This window comes from Planktothrix tepida PCC 9214 (assembly GCF_900009145.1).
Taxonomy (GTDB): domain Bacteria; phylum Cyanobacteriota; class Cyanobacteriia; order Cyanobacteriales; family Microcoleaceae; genus Planktothrix; species Planktothrix tepida.
In genome coordinates this window covers 1,101,410-1,125,165 of record NZ_LN889782.1, presented here as the reverse complement: position 1 = coordinate 1,125,165, position 23,756 = coordinate 1,101,410, and the positions used below count along the sequence as shown (strand labels likewise).

At 42.5% G+C, this 23,756-nt stretch carries 19 protein-coding genes and 1 pseudogene; 4 read left to right on the top strand and 16 right to left on the bottom strand.

The genetic code is table 11. The features are described 5' to 3' along the window. Window positions 1-29: 29 nt before the first annotated feature. From ssuC to PL9214_RS07860, 3 genes are read right to left on the bottom strand one after another with little or no spacing between them, the layout of a single operon-like run. Window positions 30-809, bottom strand: a complete 780-nt coding sequence (gene ssuC, locus PL9214_RS07870) for an aliphatic sulfonate ABC transporter permease SsuC (RefSeq protein WP_072718219.1) — start codon at window positions 807-809, stop codon at window positions 30-32. Window positions 810-812: 3 nt separating this feature from the next. Beyond that, entirely contained in the window at window positions 813-1,970 is a 1,158-nt protein-coding gene (ssuD, locus tag PL9214_RS07865; RefSeq protein ID WP_072718218.1) for an FMNH2-dependent alkanesulfonate monooxygenase, read from the bottom strand. A gap of 39 nt (window positions 1,971-2,009) precedes the next feature. Further along, window positions 2,010-3,194, bottom strand: coding sequence for a sulfonate ABC transporter substrate-binding protein (locus tag PL9214_RS07860; protein ID WP_222425210.1), 1,185 nt, complete (start codon window positions 3,192-3,194; stop codon window positions 2,010-2,012). Between the two features lie 243 nt (window positions 3,195-3,437). Here PL9214_RS07860 and argS point away from each other — a divergent pair, with 243 nt between their 5' ends. Continuing rightward, the gene (gene argS / locus PL9214_RS07855; RefSeq protein ID WP_072718216.1) at window positions 3,438-5,195 is read left to right on the top strand and encodes an arginine--tRNA ligase; all 1,758 of its coding nucleotides are present in this window, start codon (window positions 3,438-3,440) and stop codon (window positions 5,193-5,195) included. A gap of 17 nt (window positions 5,196-5,212) precedes the next feature. Here argS and PL9214_RS07850 read toward each other — a convergent pair whose 3' ends face one another. From PL9214_RS07850 to PL9214_RS07830, 5 genes are all read right to left on the bottom strand, one after another. Beyond that, window positions 5,213-6,274, bottom strand: a complete 1,062-nt coding sequence (locus PL9214_RS07850; protein ID WP_072718215.1) for a DMT family transporter — start codon at window positions 6,272-6,274, stop codon at window positions 5,213-5,215. A gap of 280 nt (window positions 6,275-6,554) precedes the next feature. Continuing rightward, a complete protein-coding gene (locus PL9214_RS07845) occupies window positions 6,555-7,250 on the bottom strand; it encodes a MarC family protein (protein WP_072718214.1) in 696 nt (231 codons plus the stop codon). A gap of 42 nt (window positions 7,251-7,292) precedes the next feature. Beyond that, window positions 7,293-7,799: a cupin domain-containing protein gene (locus PL9214_RS07840; RefSeq protein ID WP_072718213.1), complete on the bottom strand. Its 507-nt coding sequence runs from the start codon at window positions 7,797-7,799 to the stop codon at window positions 7,293-7,295. Window positions 7,800-7,891: 92 nt separating this feature from the next. After that, entirely contained in the window at window positions 7,892-9,379 is a 1,488-nt protein-coding gene (locus tag PL9214_RS07835; protein ID WP_072718212.1) for an outer membrane protein, read from the bottom strand. A 39-nt stretch (window positions 9,380-9,418) separates the two neighbouring features. Further along, entirely contained in the window at window positions 9,419-9,856 is a 438-nt protein-coding gene (locus PL9214_RS07830; RefSeq protein ID WP_072718211.1) for a YidH family protein, read from the bottom strand. Between the two features lie 229 nt (window positions 9,857-10,085). Between PL9214_RS07830 and PL9214_RS07825 the strand changes: the two genes are divergently transcribed. After that, window positions 10,086-12,455 (top strand): arylsulfatase, encoded by a 2,370-nt coding sequence (locus PL9214_RS07825; RefSeq protein WP_072718210.1) that lies wholly within the window; start codon window positions 10,086-10,088, stop codon window positions 12,453-12,455. A 96-nt stretch (window positions 12,456-12,551) separates the two neighbouring features. Then, window positions 12,552-13,793, top strand: a complete 1,242-nt coding sequence (locus PL9214_RS07820) for an anaerobic sulfatase maturase (RefSeq protein ID WP_072718209.1) — start codon at window positions 12,552-12,554, stop codon at window positions 13,791-13,793. 96 nt (window positions 13,794-13,889) lie between these two features. Here the strand turns inward: PL9214_RS07820 and PL9214_RS33225 are convergent. Further along, window positions 13,890-14,063, bottom strand: a pseudogene (locus PL9214_RS33225) (NACHT C-terminal alpha/beta 1 domain-containing protein); the annotation flags it as partial. Between the two features lie 94 nt (window positions 14,064-14,157). Here PL9214_RS33225 and PL9214_RS07815 point away from each other — a divergent pair. Next, window positions 14,158-15,417 (top strand): type I restriction enzyme subunit R domain-containing protein, encoded by a 1,260-nt coding sequence (locus PL9214_RS07815; protein ID WP_222425209.1) that lies wholly within the window; start codon window positions 14,158-14,160, stop codon window positions 15,415-15,417. On the opposite strand, the gene cobD is transcribed toward PL9214_RS07815, so the two are convergent. The 7 genes from cobD to PL9214_RS07780 all read right to left on the bottom strand — a co-directional run bounded on the left by cobD (window position 15,414) and on the right by PL9214_RS07780 (window position 23,406). After that, window positions 15,414-16,514, bottom strand: a complete 1,101-nt coding sequence (gene cobD, locus PL9214_RS07810; RefSeq protein ID WP_072718208.1) for a threonine-phosphate decarboxylase CobD — start codon at window positions 16,512-16,514, stop codon at window positions 15,414-15,416. The two genes, PL9214_RS07815 and cobD, sit on opposite strands and share 4 nt — an antisense overlap. Window positions 16,515-16,523: 9 nt before the next feature. After that, the gene (hbs, locus tag PL9214_RS07805; protein ID WP_072718207.1) at window positions 16,524-16,808 is read right to left on the bottom strand and encodes a non-specific DNA-binding protein Hbs; all 285 of its coding nucleotides are present in this window, start codon (window positions 16,806-16,808) and stop codon (window positions 16,524-16,526) included. Between the two features lie 222 nt (window positions 16,809-17,030). Beyond that, window positions 17,031-19,370 (bottom strand): type IV pilus secretin family protein, encoded by a 2,340-nt coding sequence (locus PL9214_RS07800; protein ID WP_072718206.1) that lies wholly within the window; start codon window positions 19,368-19,370, stop codon window positions 17,031-17,033. Window positions 19,371-19,628: 258 nt separating this feature from the next. Next, window positions 19,629-20,426: a type IV pilus inner membrane component PilO gene (locus PL9214_RS07795; protein WP_072718205.1), complete on the bottom strand. Its 798-nt coding sequence runs from the start codon at window positions 20,424-20,426 to the stop codon at window positions 19,629-19,631. Then, a complete protein-coding gene (locus PL9214_RS07790; RefSeq protein WP_072718204.1) occupies window positions 20,423-21,253 on the bottom strand; it encodes a PilN domain-containing protein in 831 nt (276 codons plus the stop codon). Before PL9214_RS07790 ends, PL9214_RS07795 begins: the two co-directional genes overlap by 4 nt. A 49-nt stretch (window positions 21,254-21,302) precedes the next feature. After that, entirely contained in the window at window positions 21,303-22,394 is a 1,092-nt protein-coding gene (gene pilM, locus PL9214_RS07785) for a type IV pilus biogenesis protein PilM (RefSeq protein WP_072718203.1), read from the bottom strand. A gap of 520 nt (window positions 22,395-22,914) precedes the next feature. After that, window positions 22,915-23,406, bottom strand: a complete 492-nt coding sequence (locus PL9214_RS07780) for a hypothetical protein (protein WP_072718202.1) — start codon at window positions 23,404-23,406, stop codon at window positions 22,915-22,917. Between the last annotated feature and the right edge of the window lie 350 nt (window positions 23,407-23,756).

Below are 23,756 nucleotides of genomic sequence, written 5' to 3'. Positions count from 1 at the left end.
TATTCATACTGTACATTCTCCTTTTATTTCTATTGATAACTTGGATGCCATTGCAATAATTTCGCTTCTAATCCACAGGCGATCGCATCGGCTAATTTTCCCAGTAAGGCGTACATGAGAATACTTAAAACCACGACATCCGTTCGCATAAACTCACGAGCATTCATCGCCATATAACCAATTCCTGAATTCGCCGCAATGGTTTCGGCAACAATTAAGGTTAACCACATAATTCCTAATCCATAGCGCACTCCCACTAAAATAGACGGTAACGCCCCTGGCAGAATCACTTGCCAAAATAAATCCCAAGGATTTAAACCATAAACTTTCCCCATTTCAATTAATCCTGCATCAACGGTTTTAATTCCATGCCAAGTATTAATATAAAGGGGAAAAAATACCCCAAAAGACACTAAAAAAAGTTTGGCTTCTTCCCCAATTCCAAACCAAAGAATGACCAAGGGAATTAAAGCTAAGTGAGGAATATTTCTGACCATCTGCACAGAGGTATCCAGAATTCTGTTAGCTGGTTGGGAAATGCCATTGAGTAAGCCCAAAGCCACCCCAATTATTCCCCCAACAATGAAGCCTGCGATCGCTCGTTGGGTACTAATCAGAATATGTTTGAATAATTCACCGCTTAACCCTAATTTAATCGCAGCTTGTAGGACATCCGTTGGGGCGGGTAAAACCCGATTCGATAACCATCCCACCTGAGATAAAAATTGCCAAATGAGCAAAAATCCGACGGGTACAATCCAAGGAACAATCGGATGATTTAAAACGGTATCTAATCCTTTTTTAGCCATAATTTAGGACGCAGTAGGAGTGGGAATCCGTTGAGATTTGGGATGGCGATCATTAGCAATAATTTCCCCAAAAGGACTCATCATATTCGTCTCTAAAGAGGGAGGTTGATACTCTAAAGGAAGATGGGGAAATAACAATTCAGCAACGCGATACGCTTCTTCTAAATGGGGATAACCGGAGAAGATAAACGTTTCAATTCCTAATTGTTGATATTCCAGCATCCGTTTAACAACGGTATCCGCATCCCCCACTAAAGCCGTTCCCGCCCCACCCCGCACTAACCCCACACCCGCCCACAGGTTGGGGCTAATTTCTAGGGCAGTTTTTGAGCCTCCATGCAGTTGAGTCATCCGTCGTTGTCCCTCGGAATCTGTTCGGGATAAAGCTTTTTGGGCGATTGCGATCGCCTCATCATCCACATATTCAATTAATTCATTTGCGGCATCCCAAGCTTGAGTTAAGGTGTTGCGGACAATCACATGGAGACGAATCCCAAACCGAATTGTGCGACCTTGAGCTTCCGCCAATTGGCGCATCTGGGAAATTTTTTCCGCCACCTGTTCCGGGGGTTCTCCCCAGGTCAAATACACATCAATGTGTTTGGCTGCTACCTGCATCGCTGCGGGAGATGAACCTCCAAACCATAAAGGCGGATAGGGGGTTTGTACGGGAGGAAATAGCAATTTTGCCCCTTGAATATCCAAATATTTCCCCTGAAAATCAACCGTTTCCCCGGCCATTACTCCTCGCCAAACTTGGAGAAATTCATCGGTTAACGCATAACGATCATCATGGGACAAATGCAACCCTTCCCCCGCCATTTCAACGGGATCGCCTCCGGTGACGACATTTACCAGTAACCTCCCTCCTGAAAGGCGATCAAAGGTAGCCGCCATTCTTGCTACGGTGCTAGGGGTAGTCATCCCGGGACGGAGGGCGACTAAAAATTTCATCCGTTGGGTGACGGAAATCAGGGATGCCGCAGCGATCCAAGCATCTTCACAGGAGCGTCCCGTCGGAATCAGTGCCCCTGTGTAGCCCAGGTGATCAACGGCTTGGGCAATTTGTTTTAAGTAGTCCAGAGTAACGGCTCGTCCGCCATAGCTCGTTCCTAAATAACGTCCATCTCCGTGAGTGGGAAAAAACCAAAGAATTTGCATTGTTTTATTCCTGCAATAATTAGTTAACAAAAGAACCCGTTAAGATAGATTTTTAACCGCCGATTGAATGCTAATTTGTTGTGGAATCAGTTGTAAACGATAGAAGGTATCGGCAATTTTTTGTTGACCTGAAATGGTTTCTGGAGTTAAGGGATCAACACCATAACTGCGACGACTTTCAGCTAATAACAGAGAATTAACATCAATTCCTGTTTCTTTCGATAGAAATTCTGCAACTTTTTGAGGGTTAGTTTTTGCCCATTCGCTGGTGGTTTTCAGTTCTTCTAAGATGGCAGTAATTACAGGAGAATTTTGCTCAACAAACTTTTGAGAGGCTAAGAAAAAGCCTCGGTTTTCTACTAATCCTGTACCATCGGTTAAAATTTTTGCCCCAATCGCAGTTTCGGCAACGGCTAAATAAGGATCCCAAATGACCCAAGCATCAACGCTTCCTTGTTCAAAGGCGGCTCTTGCATCAGCCGGAGGCAGAAAAACCGGAGTAATATCGCTATATTGCAACCCGGCATTTTCTAAGGCTGCTACGAGTAAATAATGCACATTTGAACCTTTATTTAAAGCAACTTTTTTCCCTTTTAAATCGGCAACACTTTGAATGGGTGAATCCTTGGGAATTAAAATCGCTTCGGCTTTCGGCCCCAAGGGTTCATAGGCAACATAAACTAAGGGCGCATTCGCGGCTTGAGCAAAAATGGGCGGGGTTTCTCCGGTGTAACCAAAGTCAATTTGTCCGACGTTTAAGCCTTCTAAAATTGCGGGGCCAGCCGAAAATTCCGACCATTGAACAGTTATTCCCTGGGGTTGTAAACGCTTTTCTAAGGTTCCTTGGGATTTTAAGGCGTTGAGGAGGGTAGCGGATTTTTGATAGCCAATTCTAACCACAGAACTGGAGGGGGTGGCTGTGTTGGTGGCGACAGAAGTTGGAGTATTGGCAGAATTTCCGCTACTGCAAGCGGCTAAGGCAAAACTTAAATATAAGCCACCCGCAAATAAACCCATAAACCTTAGAAGAGAACGACGTTTTAGGGCTGTTGAGAGGTGTCGCAGCCAAAAAGGAACGTTTAACCGGGCAAATAATCGAGTCATCACACTTCTCACCTTTAACGTAATTTCTGAGCTAGGGATCTCACCCTGGCGATGGACTTTGATGCAGAATCCATCATAAATCGATAGGGAAAGTGTAATATGATTTCGATTGAATTTCAATACATTTATAAATTATTTCATTTTGAAATGGATTTAGCCACCCCTTCCCGACGCCAGATCAGTAGGTGGGGGAAGAAATCTTACTCTGTAACAGAATGTAAACTTCTCCCATTAGCCACCTGAGTAGATCAGGACTTAAGAACCAAGCCCAGCAATAGGCTATTTTCTGGATGGACTGAATTCAAGGTACAATCGACTCAAAAGCACAGCTTTCAAGGAAGCCTTAAGTCGAAAGAGTTAATCATGACATCTACAGTAGAACTGCTCAAAATTAAATTTAATCAAGCGTTAGTCGCCGCATTTGGGGAAGATTTCGCCACAACTGACCCGATGGTTGTTGCAGCAACAAATCCCAAATTTGGGGATTATCAATGTAATGTGGCGATGTCTTTAACCAAACCTTTAAAAAGTAATCCGAGAGCGATCGCAACTCAAATCATAAACCATTTAAACCTCGATGGAATTTGCGAAACTCCCGAAATTGCTGGCCCTGGTTTTATTAATTTACGCTTAAAAACCGATTATTTAAAAACCCAACTGCAAAAAATGTTAGGAGATGAACGGTTAAACATTCCTAAAGCAAACCCCAATCAAAAAATAATTGTCGATTTTTCCAGCCCCAATATTGCCAAAGAAATGCACGTCGGACATTTGCGTTCTACAATTATTGGAGATTGTATTGCCAGAATCTTAGAATTTCAAGGACATGATGTTTTACGCCTGAACCATGTTGGGGACTGGGGCACTCAATTTGGAATGTTAATTACTTATTTAAAAGAAGTTTATCCCGATGCTTTAACGACTGCGAATGCGTTAGATTTAGGGGATTTAGTCGAATTTTATCGGCAAGCCAAAGTTAGATTTGATCAAGATGAAACCTTTAAAGAAACAGCCCGTCAAGAAGTGGTAAAATTACAAGCGGGGGCAGAAGATAGCCGTCGAGCTTGGCAATTATTGTGTGAACAATCTCGGCGAGAATTTCAGTTAATTTATGATGATCTCGATATTCAATTAACCGAAAGAGGAGAATCTTTTTATAATCCCTTTTTACCTGCTATTATTGAGGAATTAGACAAAATTGGATTATTAGTGCAAGACCAAGGGGCAAAATGTGTCTTTTTAGAAGGATTTACCAATAAAGAGGGGGAACCTTTACCCTTAATTGTACAAAAAACCGATGGCGGTTATAATTATGCGACAACGGATTTAGCCGCCTTAAGACATCGCATTGAAACCGAAAAAGCGACCCGGATTATTTATGTGACTGATGCGGGACAATCAAACCATTTTATGCAGGTTTGGCAAGTAGCAAAACGAGCAGGTTGGATACCGGAAAATGTCGAATTAGTTCATGTTTCCTTTGGAGTTGTCAAAGGAGAAGATGGCAAAAAATTAAAAACCCGTTCTGGGGAAACGGTGCGGTTAAGAGAGTTATTAGATGAGGCAGTAAATTATGCCAAAACCGATTTAGAAACCCGCATCACCGAAGAAGCTCGCACGGAAACTGAAGGATTTATTGATCAGGTTGCGAAAGTTGTAGGTTTGAGTGCGGTTAAATACGCAGATTTAAGCCAAAATCGCACCAGTGATTATATTTTTAGCTTTGATAAAATGTTAGCGTTGCAAGGCAATACAGCCCCCTATATGCTTTATGTCTATGCCAGAATTCAAGGCATTAGTCGTAAAGGGAATATTAATTGGCAACAGTTGGGAACGGATGTTAACCTAGTTTTGCAAGCCGAGACAGAATTGGTATTAGCTAAACATCTTTTGCAATTACAAGAGGTTTTAGTAGAGGTTTCCCAGGATTTATTACCCAACCGTTTATGCTTGTATTTGTTTGAATTAAGCCAAAAATTCAATCAATTTTATGATCAATGTTCGGTTTTGGACGCAGAAGAACCTCAACGAACTTCCCGTATTGCTTTGTGTGATTTAACCGCACGAACTTTAAAATTAGGGTTATCTCTGTTAGGAATTTCGGTATTAGAACGAATGTAAGATCAGACCGAATAAAATTATTTTATCCTTCCCGGTTCTTCTAATCTTTCAATTCTCTGTTCTATTAACTCTGGATGGGGAATTGAAGCCGCCAATACAGGGATTGGTTCTGTTCCTAATTCGGGATGATTCCAAGAAAAATTAATACAAATTTCCTCACTCATTACCAGGGGTTCAATTGTAGGAATGAGAATATTTTCTTCACAGCTTGTTTCACCCTTCAAGCCGGTCGGGTTCGTGTGTTGTTGACTAATAAACATTGCTGCTAAAATCATTGCCCCTCCAAACCAACCCCGCAGTCCTAACGTTTCACCGAGTAACCAAAAGGAAAATACGGATGCAAAAACAGGTTCAAAGGTATAAATTACAGCCGTTTCTGAGGCAGAAACCCAATGTTGAGCGATCGCAGGCAACCAAGTCGTAACGGCCGTCACCACTGCCAGGTATAATAAAGGGACGTAATGACCCTGAATCCCCTGCCATTGTCCCATCAAATCCGGTAACGTCCATACAGTCGCTAAAACCGTCATTACTACAAGCTGAATGGCGGTCAAGGGTTGAGATGAATGAGTGCAGGTGACGGCTTCTAAAAGCAAAATATAGCTGGTATAAAGCAGAACATCTAATAACATCCACAAGTCTCCAGCCGTCAGCATTCCGCCTTCCCAGGACATCACCCCCACCCCCACTAACGCCAGTCCGGCGGCTAAGAATAGTCCCCGTCGTATTTTTTGACCGAATAATTGCCCTAATAAGGGAACTAAAATGACGTTTAAACTGGCAATAAAAGCAGCACGATTGGCGGAGAGAGTTTCTAATGCGATCGCTTGAATGGCTAAGGAAGCAAAGAGTAGAATTCCTAATATAATCCCATCTCGAATTAACTTCAGATTCAAACTCCGTAAATGCAGGGAAAAAGCGATCGCCGCTAAAGCAGATCGGATAGCAATTAATACACCTGGGGAAATACTATGAATGGTATCTTTAACCAAGGGAAATGTTGTTCCCCAAAGTAAAGTAACGACGATCAACAGAATAATCCCCTGGATATGTTGGAATTTGGGTTGAGAAAGGGTCATTAGAGTTGATATAAAGTGTTAATTGCTCAGGATGAAAGGGATGCAGAAATAAAAATTCAGTCTTAAGATCCATATTAATTTTTTAATAGGCTGCTAAATGATGTTATTTCTACAAAAATACCCTTCTGCATTGGATTCTAAGAATATTTTAGAACGAATAGAATCTCTTGAAGTTAGATTTTTGTGAAGACCTAACTTTAGGATTATTCTTTACATCCAGTGTGAGGTGTTGAGCGTTGGGACAGAAGGACTTAAGGATCAACCTGTTTTGAGAATTTCTCTATCGAGGCAAAGAGATTAAATCGGATAAATAGGTTGAAAATAAACCTTCAATCCAGTCTTCTAACCCACTTAAGATTAATTGTACACCCAGGGCTAAAATAAATAAACCCAGAAGACGGGTAAAGGCAATAATTCCATTTTCTCCTAAAAGATTAAGTAAACGACGGGATAGAATTAAACAGCCATAAACTAAAATTCCAATCAGGACAATCGCAACAATAATCGCCCCTAAATGTAATATAGTTTCTGAGGATAAAGTTTCGCCAGCTTGGGCGGCTAATCCTAATGTTACGGCGATCGCTCCTGGCCCTGCTAATAAAGGAATGGTTAAGGGAATAAAGGAAATATCTTTATGTTCTTGAATTTGACAACTTAAGGCTTCTTCTTCCGTTGGGGTTAATCTGGGTTCTGCTTTTAACGCTTCCCATCCTGATTCAAAAATTACAATTCCTCCGGCTACTTTTACCCCAGACATTGCTAAACCAAAGAATTCTAAAATTCCATCTCCGACTAATAAAAAGAAGACTAAAACTCCTACAAAGCTCAAGGAAGTTTTAAGCGCACATTTTTGTTGCAACTCTGGAGAATAGCCCGCCGCTAAAATTAAAAATATCGGCACAGCACCCAAGGGATCGACAATGGGGAATAAGGACGCAAAACTGCCTAAAACAAAGGTTAATAAATCTTCTACCATCTGTTAAATTAATAGAGCATAAAGGATGTATTGTACCTTTAATTAAGCATCAGGAGTTAATTTTAAAATCAGTTCAGAAGACTCTGGAAACTTGGAGATCAAGTCAGTCCGACTCGCTAATTCAAAATCGGCAAAATCAAACCCTGGCGCAACGGTACACCCGACAAAACTATAGACACTTTCTGAGTTAGGATAACCGCCAAACCACCATCCCGCCGGAACAACAAACTGCACCGTTTCCCCTTGTTGAATATCAGAACCCAGAATAATATTCTGTACGCCATAGTCTTCGTGCATTAACACCAAAGTCATTGAACCCCCTAAATAAAAATGCCACATTTCATCGGATTGAATTCGATGTAAACAGGATTTGGTTCCTTGAGGCAATAAAAAATAAATTCCTGTACAATAATTGCGATCGCCTTTAAAATTATCCGGTAAAGCTTGATGAGGAATTACCCCCTCTGAACGATAGGTTTCTCGAAAATATCCCCCTTCAGGATGAGGAATAAGCTGATATTTTTTAATTAATTCTTCTACCGTAATCATAAATTAAACAGAACAAGGAATAGAAAGATTTTACATCAGATTTAGGATGGTCATATACACTGCGTTTAACAGTTCGTGAATTTGTCTCGAAATTAGAAAGACCAACCTAATCCTAAACGCATTCCTTGTGAAGTCATTTTAACAGTAGAGGTTCCATAGTCTCCTTCTTGTTCAACTTTTAATTGATATAAACGATAGCCTGCGGATAAGGTTAAATCACGGGAAACTTGCCAATCTAAACCAATGAGTAAATCCCAATTCGTAAGAGCATCACTTCCTCCTGTAATGGCAGTTCCTCCCCGTGTTGTAATCGCTAAATTATCGGCTAAATTGAGTTTAATTTGTGCACCAAAAGACGGATCAAACCAATCAGGTCGATAGTTAATATCTGGGCCAGGATCAAAACTAAAATCACTCTCAAGATAGCCAAAACGAGTCCCACCATAAACTTCAAAATCAAGGGAAGGATAGACAGGTTTTTGTCGAGAAGAATCTTTAACCTGAGTGAGAGAAAGGGTTCCTAAATGCCATGCAAGGGAGACTTCTGCTGTTAATAATTTCGTATTCAAATCAAGATCAATTTGTGAACCGTTCTCGGTAACACCCATTTCAGCATAAGTTCCCTGAAAGATGAATCCGATATCCCCATTCCACGCTTCTAAACGAGTTCCTAACTCTAAAATTTTATTGAAATCCAAAATCTGTCCTAACCCAATATTAAAATCAACTTCAACGGGAACTTGACCCGGAGGAACTCGATCTACTATTGTTTGTACCCCTTCCCGAATCTGCGTTTCTAAGCGTTCTGTTAGGTCTTGTCCCCGTTGTTGTAAACGTTCTCGCACCTCTTGAGCAATGCGATCTTCTAATCGAGTATTTCTGCGATCAAAAGGTAATCGTTCTAACACTCGATCAACCGCTTTTTCAATTAAATCTTGGGGTAATTGATTTAAGATACGATTGGTAATTTCAGCCGTAATTAAGTCTACTAAAACGACTCGATTAACACTCGCACCTTCTCCAACAATGGCATAACCATCAATATTAAACGGAACAAATAGCATCGGTTCAACTTCAAATCGCCATCCGTTGCGGGACTGAGGTTGTTCAGTTTTAGGAGTCGAACTCTGGGACTCTTCAGTCAAGACTTCATTAACAACCTGATCAAAATTAATCGGATTTTGGCTGATTGTATTTTTTTCTAAATTAGACCAACTTGAATTTGATAAAATTTCATCATCTTTTCTCAGTTGATACGGTTGCAAATCGGCTGCATTCCTGCTAGAATTTAAAAAGGTTGAATTCAAATTAGAGAGTTTAAAATCTTCTGCATTATGTGTGGTGGATTGTTGTGAAGGTGAAGGAGCGATCGCAATTTTCTCAACCGAAACCGGATTAACCTGAACTGAAGATAGATCACCGGAAAAATGCCAATCAGAATGAATCAAAAACTGATGCTGATCTTCTGAAAAAACAGAGGAGAGGTTTTGTTCAGAATCCAGTTTAACAGAACTCGCCCAAGCGGGAGTCACCACTAGAAAAGTTAATAAACTAAAACAAGAAGTTAAAACTGATTTCATCTGGTCGTTTGTACGGGTTTAAAGTTATTGAAAACAAAATTAAAACATGAGAGATTTAACGATCACCCCAATAAAACTGATGAACCCAATCACCAGTAAAGCAACCCCGATAATTTCTGTACTGTGGGAAGTTTCATAAGTATAGCGATCGCTTTCTATTTGTTGAAGTAACCGACGATGTTCTCTCAGTCCTAAAGCCATTCCTAGCATTCCCGTCCCAATAAAAGACAGTCCAACAATAACAGAAAATCGCACCGGATCAAGTTTAGGAGTCAGGTGGGTTTGTTCAATAGTTCTGACAATAGTAGGAATACCAAAACCAAAACCAATTAAGGATAGGGAAGTGCGTATCCAAGCCATTAAAGTCCGATCAGCGGCGGCGCGACTGCGGTATTTAGCGAGTTCGGTACGATCTTCGGCTAAATCATTAGTAGAAAGCTGTTTATGGGTTTCTGAGTTGTTGGGGGGTTGAGTCATAACGGGTAAGATTTCGAGGGGCAAATCATCCTATCTTTATAATGAAGACTTAGCAGGAAAGAGGGACTAATAAAGATCAGATTTAGCTTAATCATTAGTTGGATCTAAATCAACTTTTATTTATAAAGAAATGTAAAGATTTGCCAATCCCTGATTCTTATCTAGGTTAACTTTAAGGCTAACAGACTCCTGAGATATATTTAAAAAATTTTAGGAAAGCCAGATCATTATGACGCCCAGTAATTCTATTCAACGCCAAATTCTCCCGATTCCTGATCAGACCCCCATCGGACTGACCACCTACGATGCCAAAGATCCCGATACGCACTATCCCCCCATTCGCGATCTGCGTCCACCAGCAGGGGCTCCCAATGTGTTAATTGTGCTGCTGGATGATGTGGGTTTTGGTGCTTCCAGTGCCTTTGGTGGCCCCTGCAATACCCCCACCTTCGAGAAACTTGCATCCCAGGGACTCAAATACACCCGTTTTCACACCACCGCCCTCTGTGCTCCCACCCGACAGGCATTACTCACCGGACGCAACCATCATTCCGTCGGCATGGGCAATATTACGGAAACGGCCACCGCCGCCCCCGGTTACAGTTCCGTGCGTCCCAACACCAAAGCTCCCCTTGCAGAAACCCTGAAATTGAATGGCTACTCAACGGCTTATTTAGGCAAATGTCATGAAGTCCCCGTGTGGCAAACCTCCCCGATGGGCCCCTTTGACGGCTGGCCAACTGGAGGCGGGGGTTTTGAATATTTCTATGGTTTTATTGGTGGGGAGAATAATCAATGGGAACCCGCCCTCTATGAAGGTACAACTCCCATAGAACCTCCCAAAACACCAGAACAAGGCTATCACTTAACCGAAGATTTAGCAGATAAAGCGATCGCATGGGTCAGTCAACAAAAAGCCCTGATGCCCGATAAACCCTTCTTTATGTACTTTGCTCCCGGTGCAACCCACGCCCCCCATCACGTTCCCAAGGAGTGGATCGAAAAGTACAAAGGTAAGTTTGCTCACGGGTGGGATCAACAACGTGAAATCACCTTCGCCAAACAGAAAGAACTGGGAGTCATCCCACCCGATGCCCAACTCACTCAACGCCATGCAGAAATTCCTGCCTGGGACGACATGAACCCCCAACTTAAACCCGTGTTGGAACGGGAGATGGAGGTTTATGCCGCCTTTCTGGAACACACCGACTACCACGTCGGGCGAGTCATCGACACCCTAGAACACTTAGGCATCCTCGATGAGACTCTCGTTTATGTGATTATTGGCGATAACGGAGCTTCTGCCGAAGGAACCCTGCAAGGAGCGTTTAACGAGATGGCGAACTTCAACGGCATGGCAGCCCTGGAAACGCCGGAGTTCATGTTGTCAAAATTAGATGAATTTGGCTCTCCTGAGTCCTATAACCACTATGCCGTCGGTTGGGCTTGGGCGATGGATACCCCCTATCAATGGACAAAACAAGTCGCATCCCACTGGGGAGGCACTCGCAACGGTACGATTGTTCATTGGCCTAAGAAAATTGAGGAAAAGGGCGGCATCCGTAACCAGTTTTGCCATGTGATTGATATTGCACCGACAATTCTGGAGTTGGCGGGAATTCCTGAACCCATCATGGTTAACGGGGTGCAGCAAAGCCAATATGAAGGCACGAGCATGGTTTATAGTTTCAATGATGCCAAGGCTCCAGAACGCCATGAGGTGCAGTATTTTGAGATGTTTGGCAACCGAGGCATCTACTATAAAGGATGGAGTGCCGTTACAAAACACCGCACCCCCTGGGTGATGACAAATCAAAAGATGTTGCCCTTTGATGATGATGTCTGGGAACTGTACGACGGCAGCAAAGACTGGATACAGGCCCATGATCTGTCCAAAGAGATGCCAGAGAAACTGCACGAACTACAACGCCTATTTCTCATAGAGGCGGTTAAGTATAATGTTCTACCATTGGATGATCGCCAGGTGGAACGGTGTAATCCTGAAACTGCGGGGCGACCAACTTTAATTAAGGGGAATTCCCAGTTGTTCTTTGCGGGGATGGGGCGTCTCTCGGAAAACAGCGTTGTCAATATTAAGAACAAATCCTTCTCCGTGACATCCCAACTGCAAGTTCCCTCAGAAGGAGTAGAAGGGGTGATTATTGCCCAAGGCGGTCGGTTTGGGGGTTGGAGTGTCTATAGCCATGAAGGAAAAGCCAAGTTTGTCTATAACGTCCTGGGTATTCAGAGTTTTGTTACAGAAGCCGAACAACCGATCCCACCCGGTCAACATCAAGTGCGAATGGAGTTTAACTATGATGGAGGTGGTTTAGGTAAGGGTGGCAATGTCACACTTTACTACGACGGTCAGTCAGTAGGGACGGGTCGGGTGGAACATACTCAAGCGTTTATTTTTTCCGCAGACGAAACGACTGATATCGGCTATGAGTCCGGTACGCCTGTCACCCCTGACTACACCTTTAACAGTAGTCGATTTACGGGGAAAATCGATTGGGTACAGCTTGATGTGGGGACAGATAACCACGACCATTTGATAAATCCTGAAGATCAATTGAAGATCATCATGGCACGACAGTAGAGACAGTTATCAGTTATCAAGTATCCGCATCATCAGTTATTAGTTATCAATTATCAATTATCAATTATTAATTTTCCCTCCTGCATTATTCTGACTATGGGAACCCGACCGAAGAACGCGCCTCTGGCTTTTCATTTGCTGGCAAAACCTACTGGGGCAATTTGTAATTTGGATTGTCAGTATTGCTTTTTCTTAGCTAAAGAGCAACTGTATCCGGGTAGCAAGTTTCGCATGACCGATGAGGTATTGGAGAACTATATTCAGCAGTTGTTAGAATCCCATCAAACCCCAGAAGTGACGGTTGCTTGGCAGGGAGGAGAACCAACATTAATGGGGTTAGAATTTTTTGAGCGATCGCTAGAATTAGTAGAAAAATATAAGAAACCCGGACAGCAAATTATTCATACTCTGCAAACGAATGGCACAAAACTCGATGATCAGTGGGGACGATTTTTTAAACAGCAGAATTTCTTAATTGGACTCAGTATTGATGGCCCCCAACCGTTCCATGATGTCTATCGGGTGGATAAGCGGGGACGGGGTAGTTTTGAACAGGTGATGCAGGGTTGGAAAATCTTAAAAAAACATCAGGTTGATGTTAATATTCTCTGTACTGTTAATGCGGTTAATAGTAATCATCCGTTAGAAGTTTATCGCTTTTTTCGAGATCATTTAGGGGTTGAATTTATCCAGTTTATTCCAATTATTGAACGGGTCAATGCAGATGGTTCAACGTTAATTCAATCGGGTCATCAAGTAACAGAACGATCAGTTAAACCTGAACAGTTTGGACAATTTCTGATCGCTATTTTTGATCAGTGGGTGCGACGAGATGTAGGTAAAATCTTTATTCAACATTTTGACGCGGCTTTGGCAAATTGGGTGGGTGTGCAACCAGGGGTTTGTATTTTTTCTAAAACCTGTGGAACGGCGTTAGCGTTAGAGCATAATGGGGATCTGTATTCCTGTGATCACTTTGTTGAACCGGACTATAAACTGGGTAATATTCAGGAAACCCACATGATCGAGTTAATTGCATCTGAAAAACAATATCAATTTGGTCAGGCTAAATTTGATTCTTTGCCGAACTATTGTCATAATTGTGAGGTGCGTTTTGCCTGTAATGGGGGTTGTCCGAAAAACCGCTTTATTGAAACCCCGGATGGAGAAGCAGGTTTAAATTATTTATGTGCGGGATATAAAGCTTTTTTTACTCATATTAATCAACCGATGACGATGATGGCAGAATTATTGCGTCAAGGTCGTTATGCGGATGAAGTGATGCAACTGTTGGCACAAAAACGACAGCAAAAACCCGTTGGATTTGGTAAGAATTAGTAAGAATTAGGTGGGTGCGCTGCGCTTATCCACCCTACTGATTTAACTTTTGATTTTAAAATATCTCCCACCCGAAACCCGAAACCCGAAACCCATTTAATATTCCCTAACCCAACTTTCAACTGCTTCTAATAAATTCTCCTGCGACGCCACAAAGGAACGTTGCGGGAATGGTAACGGGAGGGGGTCGGGAGTTATCCAACCGAGGTGTAAGATGTCGGTGAGATAGTCGCAACAGTCGATGACTTCGGGGGTGGGTGTCCCATCTGCGAGTAATAGANTGCATCGTTAAACCATTGTTCAATAAAATCCTGAATCTGTTGGGAATTAAAATCTAAATTGCGATAAACATCAAAATCCCTTAATGGGTTTTTCTCCCCCTCCCAAACATTCAACTTCCCGTGAACACGCGATAAAATATAAACTTGCTTTTGATCAATATTTGCGAGAAAAATGCTATGATGATATTAAATCCCTGGTGGCTTTTTCCGGTTCAATGGTATTAGAAGAATATCCAGAAGAAACCTTTACAGAAGTTAAAATGAATCAAGGGATTAAAACTTCAGAAATTGCTGATCAATTTGCTAGTGATGCTTATCAAGTATTGTTGGTGGCGAATAAATTTCAAACCGGATTTGATCAACCTTTACTTCATACTATGTTTGTCGATAAACGACTGGATGGCGTTCAAGCGGTGCAAACTTTATCCCGTCTCAACCGCACCACCCCCGGAAAAGATGACACTTTTGTTCTCGATTTTGTTAACAAATCTGAAGATATTTATAACGCCTTTAAACCTTATTACGAAGAAACCTCAGTCGGAGAAAAAGCAGACCCCCAACAACTCAATGATCTCTCGTATCAACTGTATGAATGGCAATTATTTAGCCAAGAAGATGTTAATAATTTTTGTGAAATTTGGTTTCGTCCGAAAACCGCTTTAACCGAAAGAGAACACCAACAATTAAATAGTTTATTAGACCCTATTGCTGAAAACTATAAAAATCTGAAAGATTCCGAAAAAGAACAATTTAAAAATCAACTCACCAGCTTTCGGAATCTTTATTTATTCCTATCTCAAATTATTAATTATCAAGATTCGGATTTAGAAAAACTGTATGCGTATGGGCGTTTTCTGCTGAAGAAATTACCCCGCAGCACAGAAGACCCTAAAATTGATTTATCAGGAGATCTGGAACTGAAATATTATCGATTACAAAAAATTAGTGAAGGTGAAATTAATTTAAAGGAAGGAACAGCAGAACCCTTAAAAGGGGCGACCGCAGTAGGAACACGTCAACCGGATCAAAAAGTGCCGTTATCCCAGCTTGTTGACCTTCTTAACGAACGCTTTGGCACTAATTTTACTCCGGCTGATCAACTGTTTTTTGAGCAAATTACCGAAACCGCGCTCTCAAATGATACTATTAAACAAGCGGCTCAAGTCAATACAAAAGAAAACTTTGCTCCCGTGTTAGAAAGAAACCTGGAGAATTTATTTATAGAACGCATAGAAGGAAACGAAAAAATCTTTATGGAAGTCATGAATAATGAAGAATTTAGAGCGGTAGTTTTTGAAAAATTACTTTCTAGTATTTATGAGGTTTTTAAAGTTAAAAATTAGTTTTCCTCTAAACAAACCGTTGTTAACGCTTGAATTAATCGTTGATTTTGAGTTTCTGTTTTAACGGCTACTCGAAAATAGCGATCGCCTAAACTAGGAAAACTCAAACAATCTCGAATTAAAATTTGATGATGTTTTAATAACTTTAATTGCAATGTAGAAACCGAGTAATCTGACTCAACTAAAATAAAATTAGCCACACTTTTAAAAGGTTTTAATCCGGGTATATGGGTTAAATCTTGATAAAGTTTGGGGCGAGATGCTTCTAACCAATGCCAAGTTTGTTCCTGAAATTCTGTATCTTGTAAAACAGCAATTCCGGCTGCCACTGCTAAACTATTTACAGGCCAAGGATCACGCCAGCCTTGCCATTTTTTTAACCGTTGGGGATGGGCGATCGCATATCCTAAACGTAGCCCCGGTAAACTATAAAATTTGGTCAGCGATCGCAAAATCACTAAATTCTCAAATTCTTTCACCCAAGACACTAAACTTTGCTGTTGACGAGGAAGTAAAAAATCCATAAACGCTTCATCAACCACCACCAACGCAAACTGTTCTAATAATTCTAATAATACCTGAGCAGAAAATAATTTTCCCGTCGGGTTATGGGGGTTATTAATTAATAAACCTGAGCGAGAATTAAAAGGTTGAGGCAGAGAGAATGTTAACTCTACAGAAGCCATCGAAAGCGGACACTCGATCACAGTTCCATCAAAAGCGTTGAGCGTCCGCCCATAGTCCCCAAAGGCAGGCGTGAGTAAATAGGTCGCATCTAACTGCGCGAGTTCCCGTCCTGCCCAGGTGAGTAATTCTGCGGCTCCATTTCCGGGTAAAATCCAATCCGCCTCTAGGGACTCATGGGCCATTGCACCATTGACCGCAACTGCGATCGCTGCTCTCAATTCTGCATAATCAGGATTAGGATAAGCATTCAAATCGCTCAGGTGACTATGAATGGCACTCAGAGCAGATAAAGGCGGCCCCCAAGGATTAATACTGGCAGAAAAATCCAGAATATCCGAGGGAGAACAGTTAGCTACGGTCGCGGCCCAGATTAAATTTCCCCCGTGTTGGGGTGAATGGGTTGCTTCCACGCCTAGAAATTAATCCTCGTTATGAGCAACTTTTTCTTTGAATAGTTTCCCGGCTGAAAAAGCAGGAACTTTCGTGGCTGGAATTTCCATCTTTTCACCCGTTTTCGGGTTACGGCCTTCACGAGCTTTTCGTTCCCGTGACTCAAAGGAACCAAAGCCAACCAGTGTCACTTTGTCGTCATTGGAAACTGCTTCCATGATCGTATCTAAAGCTGCCGTCAACACTGCATCAGCTTGTTTTTTGGTTACACTGGCCCGTTCTGCTACGGCATCCACTAATTCACCTTTGTTCATCTGAGTTTCTACTCCTTAAGATTGGCATAAAGCAATCAACAGCATAACCTGTCAAAAGCCATTAGGAAAGAACAATGGAAGAAGTTGTCGGGTATTCCATCGCAGCGCACACACCATAAAATTAGCAGTCAACTCTCAACAGTCCTAGGGGTGGGTTCATCAAGTTGATATCACCCAGATCTCAAAGAACCTGCCCCTAGATGTTAACCGTCAAACCCTAGCCTAACGTCCTCTCATCATTCGTAAAGCATCGGGACTGGGGTTATATTCGTAACCGTAGGGATTGCGATCGCTATCATCCAAAATTTGAGGCGTCACTAACACAATCACTTCTGCCCGTTGATTGTTTTTCGTGGTTCGACGGAACAACGAACCAACAATGGGTAAATCTCCTAACAGTGGAATTTTGCTAACATTAGACCGTTCTTGTTCCTGAATAATCCCCGAAACAATCAGAGTCTGACCATCCCGTAAGCGAATATTCCCAGAGTCTACCGTGCGTCTGAGAATCTGAAGGGCAAAACTTTGATCCGCACTATTCACCCGATCTCCAGGGGCACTAACAGTCGGTCGGACTCGCAGGGTCACAAATCCATTATCATCAATTCGTTCTACATCAATAGCTAGAGTTAAACCCACATCTTGGAACTGGAAATTCTGACTGCTGATCGTTCCTGATACGGTTGCGGTGGTGGTGGTGGTTGCCGATTTGACAACCTCTTCCACTAAAGCAACCGCAGCACTTTCCCCCTCTTGAACCACTAAGGTTGGATCGGTCAAAATCTTGGCATTGCCACTGATAATTTGAGCCGTTAAGGTGGATAGGAACTTCTTGGGATATTGGAAGTAGGGAAAAACGCTATTGGTGACTGTCCCTAAAGCGTCAAGTGCCCCAGTTTCTAAATTTCGGGTAAAGGGTTCATACTCAGAAATCCCAACTTGATTCGTCCGTTCTGATACAGGTGCAATCGGTTGTAAACCAACCCCTCCGCCCGGTGCCGTTAAAGGAGTAACAGACAGTTGATTCGGATCGTAGAACGGATCTTCACCACTAATGGGATTGGGAACAATCGGTCGAGCATTAATACCTGCTCGGGTTGTTACACTGTTCGGGGGATTATAGCCCCCAAAATTAACGGTTGCTGCCCCTCCATCATTAACAAAGAAGGTATCGTTAATTCCAAAGGAGAAGCTACTATTGGCGGCTTCTTCTCCGCTTAAATTTACGTCAATGACTTTAACATTAACCGCCACTTGACGCTGACGTAGATCCAGTTGCACCAGTTGAGCCGAAGCTAATTCTACAATGTTGGGTGTTCCTACCAAGGTCACACTATTAAGCCGTTCATCGACTAAAACTTGCAATCCTCGCAATAAGGGAGTTGAGTCTTGAGTTTCAATTCTTAGGGTTTCTACAACCGTTGTCACCCGTGTATCGGTTGTGGTTAACGCTTGGGTACTCCCCGGAATATTAACTGAGTTCGATTGAGTTACCTGTTGTTCACGGGTAATCGAACGTTCTGCCCCCATACTGACTAAAAACCCGGCTGCGGTTTCTGCGTTAACTTGGTTGAGGCGGAAGGAACGAACCACGACATTTCTCGCAGAATTGGGTAGTCTTGACCCAATAAAAATAGTATTTCCGTTGCGGTTAGCTTCTAATCCACTTAACCGTAAAACATAGTTAAATACATCTTCAACTGACTCGTTTTCAATATCGAGAGAAATTTTTTGTCCGTTTCCGGTTGAAGCGCCTCCGGGGGCTGTTTGTCCTGATTGTTCAGACGCTGCATCTAAAAAAGCAATATTTAATCCGGCGGTTCTGGCTAATAATGCCAGTACATCACGCACTGGGGCATCTCGCAACACTAAACGCGGAATGCGTTGACCATTATCTAAACGAATCGTCGAAGTTGTCGTGGGATTAATATTAGAAACAGCAATATCCCCAACTGGGGGTGCTACAGCACGGGGAAGAAAGGGTGGAGCCGCATCAACGGGGCGAGGTGCTCCCTGGGGAACGTTTCGGCCATCAATGGTGATTTGAGGATCAGGAATCAATACTGGCTGAGAACCTCTAGCTGGGGGTTTAGGAGTAGATCCAGGAGTGGGAGGAGGTGGGGTTATGGCTTGATTCGGAACTTGAGCCACAGCACCGGATGCCGTACCCAGACTAATTACAATCCCTTCTCTACCTCCTTGGAGAATTCGGGCTTCGGGGGGACTATTTACCCCACTGACAATTACCCGGATACTGGTGGGATCAAGTTGGGTGACAACAACCGAAGCAATACCTGGAATGGGATTATTTTGTTGAAAGTTTTGTTTTTGGCCGGGAAGTTGCGTATTAATAATATCGGCAACAAAATCATTTCCCCGTCGGACGACAAATACTTCCGGTCGCTCTCCCCCTTTTGTCATTAACAGTAAACCCACTTCCCCGTTCATTTCTATCAGTCGCACATCTTGAACTTGGGTTTGTGCAAATGCTGGGGTTTGCGCCACAATAGCGATCGCAGCACTGGTTAAAAGTCCTGCACCAATTCCTTGAAGCTGTTTCACGTTTCCTCCTCAACACAATATCAAGTTTTAGGTTCCAGGTTCCAGGTTCCAGGTTCCAGGTTCCAGGTTCCAGGTTCCAGGTTCCAGGTTTCAATAATTTCCCCCCGTCCCCTTGTCCCCTTGTCCCCTTGTCCCCTTGTCCCCCCGTCCCCTTGTCCCCCCGTCCCCTTGTCCCCTTGTCCCCTTGTCCCCTTGTCCCCTGATCCCCTCATCTTCCGCTATCCTGTTACCATATACCAACTTAGGCCAAAATTCCAACTATTTTGGCGGTTCAGCCGGAGTTTCGGCAGGTTTAGCAGCTTCGACAGCGGCTTTAGCTTGTTCTGGACTCAAAGGAAGTAAGACTTGTAATTCAAAGGCTGTTTTTAACCGTCGTTGGGGTTGATTGGCTGAGGGAACAAATTTCCCTTGTCGATATTCTCCCTCAATGGTTTGAGTTTGATCTTTCAAGGAAGATTTTAAACCTCTGACTACTAACAAAGGTTGTAACCGTTCCAAGGAAGCTAAAAACTTTAGGGTTTGCTCAAAACTGCCTTCAAACTCCACTTTATAAGCACGTCTTCTGAGTTTGCCATTGACATCGGGGCCTAAGCTGCCATCATTGACAATCTCTGCTTCTGGTTTGTCTAATACAACAGGTGTGAACAAAGAAAGTTTCGCTCTTTTGCTATCATCAATGATCCCCGCATTAATTTTATTAATCTGTTCGTTAATATCAAATAACAGGGTTTCTAAACTGGTTTCATCGGCAAATAAAGCGGTAACAGTCGCTCGGCGAACTTTAGCATCTGCTAACTCTTTTTCAGCTTTAGCCCGTTCCCGTAAACGCTGATCTTGTTTCTCAATTTCATCTTGTTTGGTTTTAATTTCATCGCGTAAAGTTTGACCTTCCGCTAAGGTGGGAAGAAGAAATTGATAGATTAAGAACCCTGCTAGAATTGCCCCCACAACTCCGGCACCAATTCCCATGATTTTGGGTGTTAAGGCAATGCCAAATATAACTGGCCCACCGCCTTCACCGTCAACATCTTGAATAAATTCATTGGCTACGGTCATTTTTTAATCACTCCTTTTTCCTCAAGGGTTTTAATCCGATTAACCAATCCTAACGCCCCATTTTTTTGCAGTTGTGGTAACAACTCCGAGGCGGTTGCTAGACTAAGGTAGGTTTCAATTGTATACTTGACCACAGGTTGTAACTGAGGTTTGGTAGTACCACTATCTGCATCCGGGGATTTAGCCACTAATTGAGTTGAGTTGTCTTCTAATTTAGCCTCAATTAATTTTGTTTTTTCCCCATTAAAAAAGGGAGATTGATTGAGTAATAATACAAAATCATTAATTTGAGTGTAAGTATTTGCTACTCCTGAAATTTTTAATTGAGCCGTTTCGGGTTCGGGTGGAGGTGCGGCGGCTTGATCTGCTGCGGGACTGGGAGATGGAGCCGGGGCTGTGGCTGTCGTTGCTGCGGCGGGTTCGGTCTGTTCAATATTGAGAATTCTCACTCCGGCGACTTGCATCAATTCCCCTAATTCTAGGGTAAGTGCTGACCAGGGTTTTATTTGATTAAATACAGTCGCTAAGGCATCCGCTTCTTTATTGGCTTGAGCGGTTTCTGCATTAATTTTATCTAAAGCTTCCACCTCCGAGGTTTTTTGTCCTAATGTAGCAACAAGAGCATCACGTTCTTTGGTTAGGTCAGTATTTTGTTGATAAAAAATAAACCAAGCTCCTCCGACAATGGCATTGAGGGCTAAAGCGACCCCAGCACCGATTAAAATTGGAGTCTGGTCAATATTTTGGCTGGGGGCAACCCGTGGCCGAACTTCTCGTTCTATTAGATCAGGTCGATCATTCAAAAAGTTGATATCTAAGTTATACATAATTAGTTGGCGGTTGACAGTTGACGGTTGATGGCTCACTGATCAGGGTTTAGAGCATCCGCATTCCTAAACCTAATGCCACTCCTAAACTAGCACGTTGTTCTGGGGGAATTTCCCGTTCAAAGGCAATAGAGAGGGATTCAATGGGATCAACTTGCGTCGCAGGCATTGCTAACCGTTGCATGAAAAACTCATCCAGTTGTCCAATGGCGGCTCCTGGCCCCATTAACAATAATTGTGCCATTTCCAGACCGTCACTTTGATTAATATAAAAATCAACGGAGCGACGCAGTTCATCGGCTAATTCAGCAAAAACCTTAATGATGGCATTCGTCCCCGGATTGGGATCGTTTAATGCTCCCATTGTATCAGTCACCGGAAGGGTCATGGCCTGGAGTTCGCTGACATCCCTCGAAGGAGGTAAATTCATGGCACTGTTTAAGGCACTTTGAACTTGATATAATCCAATGGGAATAGTGCGGTTAAATTGAGGAATCCCATCCACAACAATCGCCAGTTCAGTGCTATCAAATTCAATATCGGCAATAATAGCGGCTTCGGTGGAGGAAAACTGCTCTAATTGATTTTTTAGGGTACGAATTAGAGAAAAATTACTCACCTCTAAAACCGTAACCTTTAAACCCGCTTGAGCAAAGGTTTCAACATAAGTATCGGTGACTTCTTTACGAGCAGCAACTAATAAAACTTGGACTTTTTCGATGCCATCTTCATCGACAAATCGCCCTAATTTTTGATAATCTACATCGGCTTCTTCCCTAGGAAATGGTAAATATAATCCCGCTTCTGCGTTCATATACTCTTTAAGTTCATCATCACTGAGGTCAGCCGGAACCGGAATAATCCGCGTTACTGCTTCCCGTCCAGGAATAGATGTACCCACGGTTTTGGCTTTAATATTGTTATCGGTAATTGCCGCCTGAATTAACTCTGCCATTGCTGGAGTATCTACAATTTGGCCATCTTGAACAACGCCTTCGGGAACTGGAATTGTAGCCAAGGTGACTAGCTGTAATTGCTGACCTTTTTTCCGCATTTCCACCAGATTAATTCGTTCTGTGGCTAATTCAATTCCGACTCCTGGCTTCCGCTTAGAGAACAATCCTTGTAAGAAACTAACCATAGTTGTCGTTTAATTGATTGATTCTGTATTTTAGCTGACCTGTACCCATACCGTTAAAATTCCCGATTCTGGATAAAGATACAGATTCATCGTACAACATTCAACCCTGGATTATGAGCCTGATCCTGCTGAATAGCTGGGTTAATTTTCGTGAAGATAACGCTTTCAAATCAACCTGATATAGCAATCCTATTTGATTTGTATCCAAAATTTCTGCTCAAAAGGGAACAGCTTAACTNCCACTCATGAATTGTCCCTACCACTCATGAATTGTCCCTACCACTCATGAATTGTCCCTACCACTCATGAATTGTCCCTACCACCAATCAAATCGGATTGCTATACTAACAACTCTGTTTATATTTTCTGATCAGAATATAGTTTGAGAGAAAAACCAGAAAACCAACACAGAAACCGGATTTCTGGAATGGTTAATGCGATTTTGATGAATACGCATTACCACTAGAAACCCGATTTCTTTAAAACGGCCTAAAACTAAAACCTAAAATGAGTGAAAGGCTTACTCATCAGATACTGTCAAGGTTATAGTATCAGTGTAGATACCTTTTCGTGGTGTAGATGGGTTGGTAAACTTAATGTATAAGTCTAGATCACCCTCCGCTTGCCGGCTGAAATTACTTAAGTTATTAAAGTTATTGGCTTGCCCCCCGTCACCAACTATGTCAAGTTCGTATTGAAGGCTATCGTCAGGATTATCATTATTAAGCAAAGTACCGTTATTTGTCGAGGTTGCAGTTATTGTTGCAGCCCCAAAATTAGTTGTAACAACAAGGTCAGCAATTTTGAGATTGTTTTCTACCCCTCCTGTAGATAAAGGTAAGTCACTAGCGTACTGAGTTGTTGTTGACGTGATGCTAACAGATGCAGAAACACTGCCACCAATTTGAATAGTATCAGTTGCTGTTTGAGCAAAGGCGGCTGATTGAAGACTAATGGCAGCAACGGGACTGAGAATTAAGCTAGAAGCAACTAGAAAACGACGTAAAGACATAGATGATACCAATAGTTGAAGGATTAAGTAGACACAAAAGGCACAACACGGGTAGGGAGGGTTGGGTTCAGCATAGCTGAAAGAAAAACCTGTAATCCAGTCTCCATAGATTATTTTACTTATGGAAACGATGTTACTGGTGTTGATGGTAACAGTATTTTCCGTTCCCAATCTGTTTCAGAATATACTCAGTAAGCCCGGATGTCAAGGAATTGTAAAGGAATTGTCAGGGAATCTTGACATAAAGGCGGGATCGCTGGCTGCATAGGCATTTTAGGCGAGGGTGATCATCTCTCCAACGGATCAGCCCGTTGTTCAACCTGTGTAACATTTGAGAGTTACCCCATGTC

What these genes read in the sequence shown, in the direction of transcription:
- PL9214_RS07815 (WP_222425209.1), top strand. Translation starts at nt 14,158, where the DNA reads ATGGGTTTTTCTCCCCCTCCCAAACATTCAACTTCCCGTGAACACGCG.
- hbs (WP_072718207.1), bottom strand. Translation starts at nt 16,808, where the DNA reads ATGAACAAAGGTGAATTAGTGGATGCCGTAGCAGAACGGGCCAGTGTA.
- PL9214_RS07790 (WP_072718204.1), bottom strand. Translation starts at nt 21,253, where the DNA reads ATGTATAACTTAGATATCAACTTTTTGAATGATCGACCTGATCTAATA.
- PL9214_RS07795 (WP_072718205.1), bottom strand. Translation starts at nt 20,426, where the DNA reads ATGACCGTAGCCAATGAATTTATTCAAGATGTTGACGGTGAAGGCGGT.
- ssuC (WP_072718219.1), bottom strand. Translation starts at nt 809, where the DNA reads ATGGCTAAAAAAGGATTAGATACCGTTTTAAATCATCCGATTGTTCCT.
- PL9214_RS07840 (WP_072718213.1), bottom strand. Translation starts at nt 7,799, where the DNA reads ATGATTACGGTAGAAGAATTAATTAAAAAATATCAGCTTATTCCTCAT.
- PL9214_RS07825 (WP_072718210.1), top strand. Translation starts at nt 10,086, where the DNA reads ATGACGCCCAGTAATTCTATTCAACGCCAAATTCTCCCGATTCCTGAT.
- pilM (WP_072718203.1), bottom strand. Translation starts at nt 22,394, where the DNA reads ATGGTTAGTTTCTTACAAGGATTGTTCTCTAAGCGGAAGCCAGGAGTC.
- PL9214_RS07850 (WP_072718215.1), bottom strand. Translation starts at nt 6,274, where the DNA reads ATGACCCTTTCTCAACCCAAATTCCAACATATCCAGGGGATTATTCTG.
- ssuD (WP_072718218.1), bottom strand. Translation starts at nt 1,970, where the DNA reads ATGCAAATTCTTTGGTTTTTTCCCACTCACGGAGATGGACGTTATTTA.
- PL9214_RS07830 (WP_072718211.1), bottom strand. Translation starts at nt 9,856, where the DNA reads ATGACTCAACCCCCCAACAACTCAGAAACCCATAAACAGCTTTCTACT.
- PL9214_RS07835 (WP_072718212.1), bottom strand. Translation starts at nt 9,379, where the DNA reads ATGAAATCAGTTTTAACTTCTTGTTTTAGTTTATTAACTTTTCTAGTG.
- PL9214_RS07820 (WP_072718209.1), top strand. Translation starts at nt 12,552, where the DNA reads ATGGGAACCCGACCGAAGAACGCGCCTCTGGCTTTTCATTTGCTGGCA.
- PL9214_RS07780 (WP_072718202.1), bottom strand. Translation starts at nt 23,406, where the DNA reads ATGTCTTTACGTCGTTTTCTAGTTGCTTCTAGCTTAATTCTCAGTCCC.
- PL9214_RS07845 (WP_072718214.1), bottom strand. Translation starts at nt 7,250, where the DNA reads ATGGTAGAAGATTTATTAACCTTTGTTTTAGGCAGTTTTGCGTCCTTA.
- argS (WP_072718216.1), top strand. Translation starts at nt 3,438, where the DNA reads ATGACATCTACAGTAGAACTGCTCAAAATTAAATTTAATCAAGCGTTA.